Raw genomic sequence first — 14,373 nt, forward strand, 5'->3', positions numbered from 1 at the left:
TGGATCGATGGATTTGAAGTTAGGGGTGGCTAGGATGGTTGCAGAAAAGGAACGAGTGTTAATGGATTTAAAAGATGTATTTGAATATGCGTTTGACGAAATTTTTGTTACAGATGAGCAAGGGATCGTTGTGCGTGTAAATAGTACATGTGAAAGGCACTACCAACTAGCTGCCGAAGAGTTAGTTGGTAAGCATGTAAAAGAACTACAAAAGGATGGAATCTTTTATCCATCAGCGACATTAGAAGTGATTGAAAAAAAGAGGCCAATTGAACTCGTTCAAACTACAAAATCAGGAGAGTATTTACACGTTCGTACAAGGCCTGTTTTTGATGATGAGGGAAATTTAAGAAGAGTGATTAGTTATTCTCGGGACCTTACTGAACTCTATCAATTACGTCAAAAGGTAGAGGAAATGGATAATCAGCTAAAAACATATAAAAAAGAATTAAGAGAAACATATGAGCATGAAGGACTTATTTTTAAAAGTCTAGCTATGCAAAAAATAGTCGATACAATCAAAAAAGTATCTGTAGTGGATAGTACTGTTCTCGTTTTAGGCGAGACTGGAGTTGGGAAAAGTCGATTAGTACGCCATTTACATGAAGTGAGTCACCGTAAGAATGAAAGTTTCTATGAAATTAATTGTGCGGCATTGCCAACTAATTTAATTGAATCAGAGCTTTTTGGATATTCAGGTGGATCTTTTACAGGTGCGAATCGTGAAGGGAAAAAGGGACTATTAGAATCCGCGCATAAAGGAACTCTTTTTTTAGATGAAATCGGTGAAATGCCGCTTGAAATTCAAGCGAAGCTTTTGCAAGTATTGCAAGAAAAAACATTTCGCCCTATAGGCGGAAGAGAATTAAAAAAAGTGGATGTCCGAATTGTGGCGGCAACAAATAGAGATTTAAGCGAGATGGTGAAACAAGGAACATTTCGGAAAGATTTATACTATCGTTTGAATGTCATTCCAATTGCAATTCCCCCGCTTAGGGAAAGAACAGAAGATATTTTGCCGCTTATTTATCATTACTTGCAGCAATTTAATAAAAAGTACGGACGTGATGTGAAACTAGCGCCGAGTACGTTACAAATGTTTGTTGGATATCCGTGGGAAGGAAACAATAGAGAAATAGAGAATGTAATTGAGAGAATTGTTATTACTGTCGATGATGTTGTAACGGTAGAGGATTTGCCACTCTCTATGCAAGAGGCTGCAGTTGAACAATCGGGGCAAAGCCTTTATAAAATGCTGGAAGAGGTAGAGAGAAATATTATTCTTAAAGCGTATAAAACGTATGGATCAAGTTATAAAGTAGCTGAGTTTTTGCAAATTAGTCAATCTGCTGCTACTAGGAAAATTAAGAAGTTCATAGAGGAGGAAGAAAACATTGGATAAAAAGGCGACTTTTGTAAGTATAGATAAAAAGGCGATGTATATAAATGGTGAGTGGATTACACTACAAGAACAAATTGAAGTAAATAATCCTGCGACGAAGGAAATATTTGCAACTGTACCAAAAGGCGAAGTAACAGAGGCAAAGCAAGCTGTTGATGCTGCACATGAAGCTTTTAAAACGTGGTCTAAGTTAACGGCAGCAGATCGTGCCACGAAGTTAAAAAAGTGGTTCATGCTTATTGATAAAAATAAAGAAGAGATCGCAGCGATTATGACGAAGGAACAAGGAAAGCCGTTTGCAGAAGCGCTTGGTGAAGTAAATTATGCAAATAGTTTTGTTGAATGGTATGCAGAAGAGGGGAAACGTGTATATGGTGAAATGATTCCTGCTTCTCATCCGAATAAGCGCATTTTAGTTATGAAGCAACCAGTTGGCGTTATGGCAGCTATTACACCTTGGAACTTCCCGGCAGCGATGATTACGAGAAAGGTAGCCCCAGCGCTTGCAGCAGGCTGTACAGCCGTTGTGAAACCGGCGAGTCAAACGCCATTAACTGCATTGAAATTAGCTGAATTAGCTCATGAAGCAGATATTCCAAAGGGCGTAATCAATATCGTAACAGGTAGTGCAAAAGCAATTGCTGATACGTGGATGGAAGATAGTCGTGTTCGAAAAGTGTCCTTTACAGGGTCAACGGAAATCGGGAAAGAGTTAATGGCTAGTGCTGCGCAAACGATGAAAAAAGTTTCACTTGAGTTAGGTGGTCACGCTCCGTTTATCGTAATGAATGATGCAGATTTAGATAAAGCGGTAGAAGCGGTGATTGGTTCGAAATTCCGTAACGCAGGACAAACGTGTATATGTACAAACCGAGTATTCGTTCAAGAAGAAGTATACGAAGTATTTGTAGAGAAGTTCCAAAAGGCAGTAGGGCAGTTGAAAGTAGGAGACGGTTTCGGTGACGGAACGACTGTCGGACCACTTATTGATGAGAATGCAGTTTCAAAAGTACAAGAACATATTGAAGATGCTATTCAAAAAGGTGGAACAGTTTTATATGGTGGTCAAAAGGTCGCAGAGTTAGAGGGACATTTCATTCAACCGACTGTAATTGGATTGGCAAATGATACGATGCTTTGTATGAATGAAGAAACATTTGGGCCAGTGGCACCAGTTGCGAAATTTAAAACAGTTGATGAAGTAATCGAACGTGCAAATAATACACCATACGGTTTAGCTGCGTATATTTTCACGAAAGACATTAGCCAAGCATTCCAAATTAGTGAAGCGTTAGAGTACGGTATTATCGGTCTAAACGACGGTCTTCCATCAGTTGCACAAGCACCATTTGGTGGATTTAAAGAAAGTGGTATCGGTCGTGAAGGAGGCCATTTCGGCATCGAGGAATATTTAGAAATTAAATATATTTCATTGGGACTATAAGTAGTATACTAGAATCTCTATAAGGTAACAGAGAAGGAGATTTTAGTATGGTATATTGGCTATTATTACTTGTTACAATTATTTTTGAAGTAGCTGGAACAATTGCGATGAAACTATCAAATGGTTTAACAAAGCTCGTTCCGAGTGTACTAATTTTCGTATTCTATGGTATTTGTTTTAGCGTATTTGCTATCGTCGTTAAAAAGATTCATTTAAGCATTGCTTATGCTATTTGGTCTGGCGTTGGAACATTACTTATTACAATCATTAGTGTTTACTTTTTTAAAGAGCATATTAGTTTATTTCAAGCATTTTGTATTCTTTTTATTGTTTTGGGTGTCATTGGGCTTAAGGTTTCATCGGCATCATGAAAGCTATCTTTTGTAGAAGATAGCTTTTTTCTATTTGTGCAGTTAGCAATTAATACGACAAAATATGACAAGAAAGCGTAAAGGATTTTGTTATGATACATATGAAATATTGTCTTATGTGGGGGAAATAGTATGTTAAAAAAGGTGAGTCGAATTTTTTTGATTTCTGGCATAGCTTTTAGTTTAAGTGCTTGCACTGAGACTAAAGATAGTAATGAAAGTAAACAAGAAGATGTTCAAGATAAAGTGTATAAAATAGGGGAGACGGTAGACGTAGATGGTTTGCAAGTAACTATCGATTCAGTTAAATTAGGATATCCAAATTATGATGAGGATAAAAAGAAAGAGGAGATTTTGGGGATTATTTTCAAAGTGGAAAATAATAGTGAAAAGGAAATGCCTTTTGCATTTTATGAATTTGAGATTACCGATAAGAAAGGTACAAGATTTAAAGAATATAATAACCCTGATAGCTTTATTAGTAAAAAGTTAGCACCAGAAGAAAAAATTCAAGATATCATGCTATTTGACGTAGCGAAAGAAAATACGTATATCGCTACGTATAGACCAGAGTTTACGCATGAAAATAGAACAATAAAATTTGAATTGAAACCAAATAAATAAAGAAACACATTGGATTATCCAATGTGTTTCTTTATGGTAATAAATTTAAAACGCCCAGTTACCTTTACGGAAGATAGGCTCATGTCTGCCATCAGCAGTAATACCGTCAATATCAAGCTCAGCTGATCCAATCATGAAGTCGTTGTGTGTAATACTAGCGTTTGCGCCGTTTTCAGCAAGTTCTTCTTTAGACATTGTTTTTCCGCCAACTAAGTTAAATGCGTAAGCATTTCCAATCGCAAGGTGGCAAGATGCATTTTCGTCAAATAGTGTATTGTAGAATAAAACATTTGTGTTTGAAATTGGTGAGTCATGAGGTACTAAAGCTACTTCCCCTAAGAAGTGAGAACCTTCATCTGTTTCTACTAAATGTTTTAAAGCTTCTTCACCAGCTTCAGCTTTATAGTCTACGATACGTCCGTTTTCAAATGTTAACGTGAAATTATCGATAATATTACCTGCAAATACTAACGGTTTTGTACTAGAAACTTGGCCGTTTACACCTGTTTTAAGTGGCATTGTAAATACTTCTTCAGTTGGAATATTAGCCATAAATGGTACGTTCTTTTCATTTAAGCTACCAGCACCAGCCCATACATGTTTTTCTGGAAGTTCGATTGTTAAATCTGTTCCAGGACCTGTATAGTGAAGAGCTTTATAATGCTTTTCGTTTAAGTAATCCACTTTTGTATGTAATGTTTCATCATGTTCTTTCCATGCTTCTACAGGATTTTCTAAATCAGCACGAGTAGCTTTGAAAATAGCATCCCATAACTTGGCTTCTTGTTCTTCTGGCGCTACGTCAGGGAATACTTTCGCAGCCCATTCTTTCGTAGGAACAGAAATGACACACCAGCTTACTTTATCTGCTTGTACGTAATCACGGTATACTTTCATTGCTTCTCCAGCTACTTTATGAGCTGTTGCGATACGCGATGGTTCTACACCTTTTAATAAATCAGGGTTTTCTGCATAGATAGACATAAATGCAGCGCCTTCTTTTGCTAATTCTTCACGAGCATGTGCTTTCCAAGATGGAAATTCAGCGAAAGCTTCTTCAGGAGCTAGATCGAATTTTAAGCGTGTTAACGTCTCATCATTCCAATCTACATATACGTGTTTTGCACCAGATTTATATGCTTTTTCTGTAACGAGGCGTACAAATTGTACAGCTTCAAGAGGTGCACTAATTGATAAAGTTTGTCCAGGTTGAATATTAACACCAACATTAACTGCAAGAGCAGCATATTTCTCTAACGTTTGTTCAAATGACATATGTATAATCTCCTTTAATTTGAAAGATTTCTTACTATATATAATACAAGAAAATTCTAAAAATATATATAAATATAAAGTAAAAAGAGAGCTCAAAATGTATTGAGCCCTTATATTTACTTAATTGAAGAAGCAAACTGCTCTACAGTCGTTGTATGGTGTATACGAACGCGCTTCATCTTTAACAATTCATCAGGTTCACCCTTCGTAATGAATTGCCCAGGCTTTGTCGTCGTCGCAAATTGATAATACTTCTTCGTTTCTGCAACAACCTTATCATCTACATGACCGAATGGATAAGCAATCGCGATAACAGGCTTACCTGTTATTTTTTCTAGCTTTTCTTTTGAACCTTTTAACTCTTCCTCATAGTTTGTAATTTTCGGTAAGTCTGCATGTGTTGCAGTATGAGATTGCACCGAGAAAATGCCGGAATCAACCATTTCTTTTATTTCAGAAGTAGACAATGCTCCTTCTACATCAACGTTATCAACAATCATATATTCTGTTGCTGCCGGTTTAAAAGTATCATCTTTTAGCTTTTGTAAAATGCGAAATGCATTCATATTATTTTTCATACCGTCATCAAATGTAACGAAAATCGGTTTATTTACTTTATTTATATCGCCCCAGCGTTCAAACGTTAAAAGCGTATAACCATTGTCCTTTAAATGTTTCATTTGTGCTTCAAAGTTAGCTGGTGATACGAATAAGTCTTTAATGCCTTGACCATGATAATCATCAATTGCGTGATACATAAGAACAGGAACCTTTTGTTCAAAAGTAATAGTAGATTTCGTACGCGGGATTGTTTTCCCATCTTCTTTCATTCCTGTTGCTTCAATTTGGAACTCACCGCGTTTTCCTTCAAATTCCTTTATATCAAAAGGAAGTGTGAATTGTTTCTCTTTTTCTTTAGAAGAAAAAGATTTAGCACTTTCCTTGCCATCAGCTGTGCGCCAAATTTTATATTGTACTTCATTTAAAGAATCTTTTATGTCTGTAATATGAATGCTTGTGTTTGTAGATTCGTGTGTAACTGAATTATATGAGATTTTACCTTGTTCTTGCACAGTCTCTCCTTGTTTCTTAATCCCTTGAGCCGTTTTCTCTTTTTTAGGTTCTGGACTTACATTGTTAGTATTACAGCCTGCTAGAATGGCAGACGTACATAAAGCAATTGCTGCGTATTTTCTCATAAAAATCACCTTCTATTGTGTAGTATGTTGCATATTGACATTAAAATCCCCACCGCTATAAGAGTGGTGGGGATATACCCTTGTTCATCATATCATTTGAAGAAAATGAGGGGAATATGATTTTTAGGAGGCTATTAATGTAATAGTTTAGTGACTTTGAATAGATGTATTTTTTTGTTTCTTATTAGAATTAATAATAATATAACCGACTACAAAGATAAGAGGAATAATGAAGACATAGATAGGCATTCCCCATACATAATAGCTTTTCAGCGTTAAGACTAGTAAATGTAAGAAATCGAAAATTGCGTGAGCTTTCATAATATCCTCCAATGGTTTTTTGAAAATTATAACATTTTAAACTTGTTATTTGTATAATTTGGAAAGTTATTTAAGCTAATTTTAAAGTAAGAAGAATACATATTAATATGCAATTTTGCATAAGGATATGTATTTTATTAAAATATAAAGATTTTATACTATAATGAAAACCGCTATAAAACTAAGTAAGAATAATGTATGGAGTGGAGAATAGAAATGAAATATAAAAAAATAATATATATCTTTTTCATATCACTATTTATAGTTGGTTGCCAAAGTGAAGTGAGTAAAGTGAATAGTGTGGAAGAGTATATTCCACCGCATCTTATGAATGCGGAAGTGACGGCGGATATTATGACACTTGAATTTCCTTATGAGATAAAAGAGAAATTAGAGAAAATCGGAAATAAAATGAGCGATAGTATTACAAATAATTTAGATTGGTATTTGAAGTATGCCGAAGAAGAAATTATACCGAAAAAAACGTTTCCTTATCATCAAAACTTAGGTATTACAAAAGAAGAATATGATTTTATGATAGATAAAATGGATAATGCAGAATATATAAATACCAAAGATGGAAAACTCTTTTTTAAAAAGAAAGATCATGAAATTCAAATTCTCTCTGATGAAAATTTGAATCTAATTAAAAATATTCGAATTGATACAGAGAAGAATACAATTAAAACTCCTTTGGGAGAATGCGAATATGAAGGTGAAATCAAGGCGTCTGATGAACAAAAAGCTACTGGTCCATGGAGTGGAAAGATGTGGACTTTAAAAAGCAATGGATTGCTTTATCATTTTTCATTAGGAAAGTTAAAAAACATAAACAAATCTATCATTTACATTTCAATAAAAGGTATATATAAAGATAGGATTATCAATACAGAAGAAGCAGTTGAATTTCACTCGGTTTCATAAATAATCAAAAAAATCACCTTACTCGTTAAAGTAAGGTGATTTTTTATTAAATAAACAATCCAGCGATTGTCGCAGATAAAATAGAAGCAAGTGTTGATGCAAATAGCATTTTCCAACCAAATTTAGAAACAACGCTTCCTTGTTTTTCAGAAAGGGCACGGATTGTACCAACGATTGCACCAATTTGGCTAATACTTGCGAAGCTAATTAAGAATACTGTAACGATTCCAACTGTACGTGGAGCTAATGTTGTAGCTGTGTCTTTTAAATCAAGGATTGCTACAAACTCATTTAAAACAATCTTCGTACCCATAATACCACCAGCTGGGATAATATCTTGAGTTGGAATACCCATTAAGAATGCGAATGGAGAAAGTACGTAACCGAAGATTTGTTGTAAAGTAATGGCATGTCCCATTGCGCCTGAAGCTGCACTAATTACGTAGTTTACAACTTCCATCACACCGATAAAGGCGATCATTAATGCGGCAACGATACCAGCTACTTTTAAACCATCAAGCGCACCGTTAATCATTGCACCGATAAAGCTGTCCCCGAATAGCGTTCTATCAAATTTTTGAATCACTTCATCTTCTTTCTTCGTATCAACTGGTGTTAATAACGAACAAACGATTAAGCTTGAGAATAAATTTAGCGGAAGAGCTGCTAGTACGTATTTTGCATCTAACATCATTACGTATGATGCTGTAACAGAAGCAGAAACGGAGCTCATCGCAGAACAACAAATGATAAACATACGGTTTTTATTGAAATGCTGTAAATCGTTTTTAATAACGATTAACGCTTCACTTGAACCGAAGAATACAGAGTTTACTGCGTGGAATGACTCAACGCGTGGCAAACCAGTAATTTTTGAAATTGCACCGCCGACAACACGAACGATGAATGGTAAAACACCTAAATAACTAAAGATTGAAAGTAGTGCTGAGAAAAATACGATAATTAATAATACGTTTAAGAAAAAGACAAAATCTCTGTGAATTCCATTAAAGAGAAAATCGACACCTGTCGTACCAAGTTTAATTAGTTTGTTGAAAACTTTACTAATGAAAATAATGATTTGTTGACCAACCTTTGTAGCAAACATAAACCAACCGATTAAAATTTGGAAACCAATCATAATTGCAATTGCACGGAAGTTGATTTTACTTTTGTTGTTTGACAAAGCAAAACATAAACCTAACACGGCAAGAATACCGATAATGCTCATTACATATTGCATGTAGTTGCCCCTTTCAGAAGTTCGTATAAAGTTTGTACATAAAACGCTCGTTATATTACTAAAAATAAAAGAACGAGGTTTTATGTCATACGTAAGATGTCTGACCTTTTAGAAAAATAAAAATAAAAAAAGACCCATATGGATTCACTTTCATCTATGAGAGAAAGCTAATCAATATGAGTCCTTTTTTGCGCATAGGCTAATATTCATTAGTTTTCCCCATAGTCCAGCAATTTAAGGTTGCCGGGTAGAAACTCTCGATCCATATTATCAAGTATATATGAGGTAACATCGTCCGTATTAAATTAGTAGTAGCGTAACATTAACAGAGAAGTATCGTCAATAGCTTTTTTTCTTCCAATAGAAAAAGACCATATAAGTATGATAAAATGTAACGCAGTGTTATGAAAAAGAGAGGTCGGAAAATGAGTACTAAAATGACGCCACCAGTTGAGAAAAACGAGTTTATAGATGTAGTATTTGAAGATTTAACACATGATGGTGCCGGTGTTGCGAAAGTAAAGGGCTATCCTATTTTCGTTAAAAACGGATTACCAGGTGAAGAAGCGCAAATTAAAATTATTAAAGTGAAGAAAAACTTCGCATTTGGTCGTTTAATGAAGCTTTATACAGAAAGTCCATATCGTAAAGATGCTGAATGTCCAGTATATAATCAGTGCGGCGGTTGTCAGCTTCAGCACTTAACTTATGAAGGACAATTACAAGCGAAAGAAAAACAAGTACGTGACGTTATGCAACGTATCGGAGGACTAGGTGATGTTCCTGTTCATCCTGTACTTGGCATGGAAAATCCGTGGGTATATCGCAATAAAGCACAAGTACCAATCGGAGAACGTGAAGGCGGACTTGTAGCTGGTTTCTATCGCCAAGGAACGCATGATATCATTAATATGGAATCATGCTTAATTCAGGCAGAAGAAAACGATACATTAATTCAAGAAGTAAAACGTATTTGTGAAAAGCACGGTATCACTGCGTACAACGAAGAGCGTAACAAAGGAACACTTCGTCACGTAATGGCTCGTTACGGACAAGTAACAGGGGAAATTATGCTTGTCTTCATTACACGTACAGCAGAATTGCCGAACAAAAACGCAATCATTGAAGAAATTGCAGCGAAATTCCCAGAAGTAAAATCCATTGTTCAAAACGTAAATACGAAGCGTACGAATGTAATCTTCGGAGATAAAACGACAGTACTGTACGGATCAGAATATATTTATGACTTTATCGGTGACATTAAATTTGCGATTTCAGCACGTTCATTCTATCAAGTAAACCCAGAACAAACGAAAGTGCTATACGATAAAACGTTAGAATACGCAAAATTAAACGGTAACGAAACAGTAATTGATGCCTATTGCGGAATCGGATCAATCTCGTTATTCCTAGCGCAAAAAGCGAAAAAAGTGTACGGCGTTGAAATCGTCCCAGAAGCAATTGAAGACGCAAACCGAAATGCAGCACTAAACAACATGACAAACGCTGAATTTGGCGTAGGAGAGGCAGAAGTAGTCATTCCAAAATGGTACAAAGAAGGCGTAATTGCTGACACAATGGTCGTAGACCCACCGCGTAAAGGCTGTGACGAAGCATTACTAAATACAATCATCGACATGAAGCCAAAACGCGTCGTATACGTATCGTGTAACCCAGCAACATTAGCACGTGACTTAAAAGTACTAGAAGAAGGTGGATATAAAACACAGGAAGTACAACCTGTTGATATGTTCCCGCATACGACTCATGTGGAGTGTGTGGCTTGGCTTAAGTTGGTATAATAGGAAAGCAGTTGATATAGGGGAAATCTATACCACCTGCTTTTTGGTTTACAAAAATACCATTCATAAGCGATTTTAGTTAAAATAAATATTGCTGATTTTCACAAATTATAAATTAAGATTTTGAAATTGTATTCATAGTGAGAGGATTTGAATTTGAAATGATAGATAATTTTTGGCGTGAATTACCACGACCATTTTTTGTACTTGCACCAATGGAAGATGTGACAGACGTTGTTTTCCGTCACGTAGTAAGTGAAGCAGGTCGTCCGGACGTATTCTTCACAGAGTTTACAAACTCGGATAGCTATTGCCATCCAGAAGGTATGAAAAGTGTACGTGGCCGTTTAATTTTTACAGAAGATGAACAACCGATGGTAGCACATATTTGGGGAGACAATCCTGAATACTTCCGTCAAATGAGTATCGGTATGGCAGAGCTAGGATTTAAAGGTATCGATATTAACATGGGTTGCCCAGTTCCGAACGTTGCATCAAGAGGAAAAGGTAGTGGCCTTATTCTACGTCCAGACGTTGCAGCAGAACTTATCCAAGCAGCAAAAGCGGGCGGACTACCTGTCAGCGTAAAAACACGACTTGGCTTTAAAGAGTTAAGCGAGTGGGAAGATTGGTTAACGCACATTTTCAAACAAGATATTGCAAACCTTTCTATTCACTTACGTACAAGAGAAGAAATGAGCCAAGTAGATGCGCATTGGGAACTAATTCCGGAAATTAAAAAATTACGTGACCGTATCGCACCAAATACGTTAATAACAATCAATGGAGACATTCTTGATCGTAAAATGGGGCTGGAACTTGCTGAAAAATACGGCATTGATGGCGTAATGATCGGACGAGGCATCTTCAAAAATCCATTTGCTTTTGAAAAAGAGCCAAGAGAGCATAGCAGTAAAGAGCACCTAGATCTTTTAAGACTACAACTTGATCTTCAAGATCAATATGCAGAAGTACTGCCACGCTCAATCACAGGGCTTCACCGCTTCTTCAAAATTTATGTAAAAGGCTTCCCCGGAGCTGCTGAATTGAGAAATCAATTGATGAGTACGAAATCGACTGATGAGGTGCGTGCTTTGTTGGATAAGTTTGAGGATAGTGTTGGTGTGGCTCAGGATAGTGAGACGGTTTAACTTTTAAGCACTTAAATCATTTCATATGTAGTGCATGACATGAGTGAGTTGAAAATAAGTGCAGAGCTGGAAAAGAACAGTGTATTTGAGAAATCAAAACACTGTTTTTTTCTTTTAGTTAATGTTAAGAGAGAAATCTTTTTATAGGCATATAAAAAACATGTAAGAGCTCTGTAGATACAATGATAGAGAAAAGTTCGGGTAAGACTATAAAACATATCTTTAAAATGTTAAAGTATTAATTTAGTAGACAATAACTAAAAGGCTAGATTAAACATGATAATTTAAAGCAGGTTATAGCATAAACTTTAACCGCTGAATAAATAATCAACATTTCAGGAGGGAAACCCAATGGCAATGAGCAACAACGATATATTAAAAAGAGTACGATACGCTTTAGATATAAGAGATATAGATATGGTGGAAATCTTTAAACTTGGCGGGATGGAAGTAACGAAAGAAGACGTAGTTGATATGCTTACAAAAATAAAGAGAGCTCCTCAGCATGAAGCTGAAAATGATGAGGTAGCTGAAGATGAGTACGTAAAAATATGCGATATGATGATGTTAGAGGCATTTTTCAATGGATTTATTACTTTAAAAAGAGGGAAGCAAGATCCGAAACCAGGACAACCGGCACCTGTACAAAGCAAGGAGAGTGCTAATAACCTTCTTCTAAAGAAAATGAAAATCGCACTATCTTTAACGAGTGAGGATGTACTTGATATATTAGATAGCGTAGGCGTTACGGTAACAAAAGGAGAGTTAGGCGCTCTATTAAGAAAAAAAGGTCATAAAAATTACAAAGAGTGCGGCGATAGATACGCAAGGAATTTCATTAAGGGATTAGGTGTAAAGTATAGAGGATAATGAGTTCGTTAAAGCAGTAAATGATATAATAGGTAGAGTAGGACGTTTGTATCCTACTCTTTTTTATTTGTAAAATAATACGCTAGGTGATGAAATGGTACATACATATTTAGGTGAGACAATTAATTTTCATATAACTTATAAGAAGAAAAAGTCCGTGCGTCTTTTTGTGGATTCGTATGGAAATGTGGAAGCGCAGGCTCCGAAAGGGACACCTGTTGAATACTTAGTCCAGTTGCTAGAGGAGAAGTGGGATTGGATTCAGACAACTCGTAAGGAAATGGCGGAACGAGCGCATGGACCACAGGAAAAGGATTATGATCAAGGAGAGGGCTTTTTGTATTTAGGGAATACGTATCCGATACAGATTTCCCAAGATGCAAGCATTGAGCAAGACAACGCAGTATTTGAAGGGGATAAGTTACATATTTATGTGAAAGAGCTTAAGGATGAGAAAATACAACAAGCTTTAAAACGATTTTACTATAAGCAGTGTAAATCTTTAGTAGAGAAGAGTATTAAAGTGCATCAAAGTAATTTCAAAACAAAACCACGTTCTATTCGTATTACAGATAGTAGTCGTACTTGGGGTACTTGCGATTCGAATTTACAACTAACATTCAATTGGAAGCTAGCAATGGCACCACAGCGAGTAATTGACTATGTAGTTGTTCATGAAATGTGTCATATGGTTCATTTAAATCATGATCGATCGTTTTGGCGTCTTGTCGGGAAGATAATGCCTGATTATAAAGAAATGGAGAACTGGTTAGCTTTATCTAGTTGGAAGATGACGGTTTAATGTTGCGCTTTGTATAGGTTGCAATTATTGTCAATCTTTGTCGGTAAGTCGATATATTTCGAAAATCGCTGATATATTTGAAGTTGCGCCGATATATTTCGAAAATCGCTGATATATTTGGAGTTGCGCCGATATATTTCGAAAACCGCCGATATATTTGGAGTTGCAATCGATATGTTCAATGAAGAGAAAGTAAAAGGAGATGTCATAGCAGGCATCTCCTTTTTTTGAGTATATAGATTATCGTCCAAACTTCACAACAAATTCTTCATCAACTTTCTCCATCTCATACCCACGATACCCCTCCGAAAGCAAAGCCTGCTGTCCACTAGCATCATTCATTAGAATACTTTGAACATCTGTCCAATCGTTTTCCTTATCTCTGCGCAATTCCTTCACAAAAACATACCGCAGGCTACCACCATACTTTTCCTTCAGCGCAGCAATCTCCATTCCTTGCGCAAATTTATCCTTCAAACTCGGAATGTTAAAAGGAGCAACGGTGCAGCATACATAATCATATTTGCTGTCTTCTTTTTGCAATTCTTCCATAATGACTTTTGCTAATATTTTTTGCATACCATTTCCTCGGCAGTTCGGATGAACGTTTGAGATTTCTTGATAGATGACGCGGTGTAGTTCACTTTCTGGCAAACCAATATCAAGCCCTAAATGTTCATCGTCGATAGGAGGGACGAGTAGAGCGCGAAATGCGATGAGTTCGTTTTCGATAAAAGCACCGATCATCATGCCGTTTCCTTCTAGAATGTATTGAAATTCTTCTTGTGAGAGTGGTTGTAAACGACTTTTATCTTCTAGTGCTTCAACTACGATGTTTTGTAGTGATAAAATTTGTTCGATGTGCTCTAGTGATAGTAATGTAACGTGAAATGATTCGTTATTTTGTTTTAATGTTCCTTCGTATAGAACCGTCATATGATAGTC

14 protein-coding genes and 1 riboswitch are annotated in these 14,373 nt (G+C 36.1%); of the genes, 9 read left to right on the top strand and 5 right to left on the bottom strand.

Annotated features, from left to right (window positions below):
• The first annotated feature begins 34 nt into the window (after positions 1-34).
• The 4 genes from HMPREF1014_RS24855 to HMPREF1014_RS24870 all read left to right on the top strand — a co-directional run bounded on the left by HMPREF1014_RS24855 (position 35) and on the right by HMPREF1014_RS24870 (position 3,841).
• A complete protein-coding gene (locus HMPREF1014_RS24855) occupies positions 35-1,402 on the top strand; it encodes a sigma-54 interaction domain-containing protein (RefSeq protein ID WP_000225144.1) in 1,368 nt (455 codons plus the stop codon).
• Complete coding sequence (gene gabD / locus HMPREF1014_RS24860; RefSeq protein ID WP_000358121.1) at positions 1,395-2,846, top strand: NADP-dependent succinate-semialdehyde dehydrogenase; 1,452 nt, start codon at positions 1,395-1,397, stop codon at positions 2,844-2,846. Before HMPREF1014_RS24855 ends, gabD begins: the two co-directional genes overlap by 8 nt.
• Before the next feature lie 47 nt (positions 2,847-2,893).
• Entirely contained in the window at positions 2,894-3,217 is a 324-nt protein-coding gene (locus HMPREF1014_RS24865) for a DMT family transporter (protein ID WP_000263262.1), read from the top strand.
• Between the two features lie 132 nt (positions 3,218-3,349).
• A complete protein-coding gene (locus HMPREF1014_RS24870) occupies positions 3,350-3,841 on the top strand; it encodes a DUF4352 domain-containing protein (protein ID WP_000915112.1) in 492 nt (163 codons plus the stop codon).
• Between the two features lie 45 nt (positions 3,842-3,886).
• Here the strand turns inward: HMPREF1014_RS24870 and HMPREF1014_RS24875 are convergent, their stop codons facing one another.
• From HMPREF1014_RS24875 to HMPREF1014_RS31760, 3 genes are all read right to left on the bottom strand, one after another.
• Entirely contained in the window at positions 3,887-5,116 is a 1,230-nt protein-coding gene (locus HMPREF1014_RS24875; RefSeq protein ID WP_000007357.1) for an aminopeptidase, read from the bottom strand.
• A 116-nt stretch (positions 5,117-5,232) separates the two neighbouring features.
• Positions 5,233-6,315 (bottom strand): polysaccharide deacetylase family protein, encoded by a 1,083-nt coding sequence (locus tag HMPREF1014_RS24880; RefSeq protein ID WP_001233716.1) that lies wholly within the window; start codon positions 6,313-6,315, stop codon positions 5,233-5,235.
• Between the two features lie 147 nt (positions 6,316-6,462).
• A complete protein-coding gene (locus HMPREF1014_RS31760) occupies positions 6,463-6,636 on the bottom strand; it encodes a hypothetical protein (RefSeq protein WP_000643592.1) in 174 nt (57 codons plus the stop codon).
• Positions 6,637-6,852: 216 nt separating this feature from the next.
• Here HMPREF1014_RS31760 and HMPREF1014_RS24885 point away from each other — a divergent pair, with 216 nt between their 5' ends.
• Positions 6,853-7,560 carry a hypothetical protein gene (locus tag HMPREF1014_RS24885; RefSeq protein WP_000875612.1) on the top strand — a complete coding sequence of 236 codons (708 nt, stop codon included), beginning with the start codon at positions 6,853-6,855 and terminating at the stop codon, positions 7,558-7,560.
• Positions 7,561-7,606: 46 nt separating this feature from the next.
• On the opposite strand, the gene HMPREF1014_RS24890 is transcribed toward HMPREF1014_RS24885, so the two are convergent.
• Positions 7,607-8,803 carry a NupC/NupG family nucleoside CNT transporter gene (locus tag HMPREF1014_RS24890; protein ID WP_001200493.1) on the bottom strand — a complete coding sequence of 399 codons (1,197 nt, stop codon included), beginning with the start codon at positions 8,801-8,803 and terminating at the stop codon, positions 7,607-7,609.
• Between the two features lie 202 nt (positions 8,804-9,005).
• Positions 9,006-9,107, bottom strand: a riboswitch (purine riboswitch).
• Between the two features lie 121 nt (positions 9,108-9,228).
• Here HMPREF1014_RS24890 and rlmD point away from each other — a divergent pair.
• The 4 genes from rlmD to HMPREF1014_RS24910 all read left to right on the top strand — a co-directional run bounded on the left by rlmD (position 9,229) and on the right by HMPREF1014_RS24910 (position 13,428).
• On the top strand, positions 9,229-10,605 hold the full coding sequence (gene rlmD / locus HMPREF1014_RS24895) for a 23S rRNA (uracil(1939)-C(5))-methyltransferase RlmD (RefSeq protein ID WP_000105051.1): 1,377 nt from the start codon (positions 9,229-9,231) through the stop codon (positions 10,603-10,605).
• A 161-nt stretch (positions 10,606-10,766) separates the two neighbouring features.
• On the top strand, positions 10,767-11,756 hold the full coding sequence (locus tag HMPREF1014_RS24900) for a tRNA dihydrouridine synthase (RefSeq protein ID WP_000566708.1): 990 nt from the start codon (positions 10,767-10,769) through the stop codon (positions 11,754-11,756).
• A 351-nt stretch (positions 11,757-12,107) separates the two neighbouring features.
• Positions 12,108-12,626, top strand: coding sequence for a YehS family protein (locus HMPREF1014_RS24905; RefSeq protein WP_001251726.1), 519 nt, complete (start codon positions 12,108-12,110; stop codon positions 12,624-12,626).
• Between the two features lie 94 nt (positions 12,627-12,720).
• Positions 12,721-13,428, top strand: coding sequence for a M48 family metallopeptidase (locus tag HMPREF1014_RS24910; RefSeq protein WP_000233734.1), 708 nt, complete (start codon positions 12,721-12,723; stop codon positions 13,426-13,428).
• Between the two features lie 240 nt (positions 13,429-13,668).
• Here HMPREF1014_RS24910 and HMPREF1014_RS24915 read toward each other — a convergent pair whose 3' ends face one another.
• Positions 13,669-14,364 (bottom strand): hypothetical protein, encoded by a 696-nt coding sequence (locus tag HMPREF1014_RS24915; protein ID WP_000217546.1) that lies wholly within the window; start codon positions 14,362-14,364, stop codon positions 13,669-13,671.
• Positions 14,365-14,373: the final 9 nt, after the last annotated feature.

The sequence above is a fragment of the Bacillus sp. 7_6_55CFAA_CT2 genome, from assembly GCF_000238655.1.
Classification (GTDB): domain Bacteria; phylum Bacillota; class Bacilli; order Bacillales; family Bacillaceae_G; genus Bacillus_A; species Bacillus_A cereus.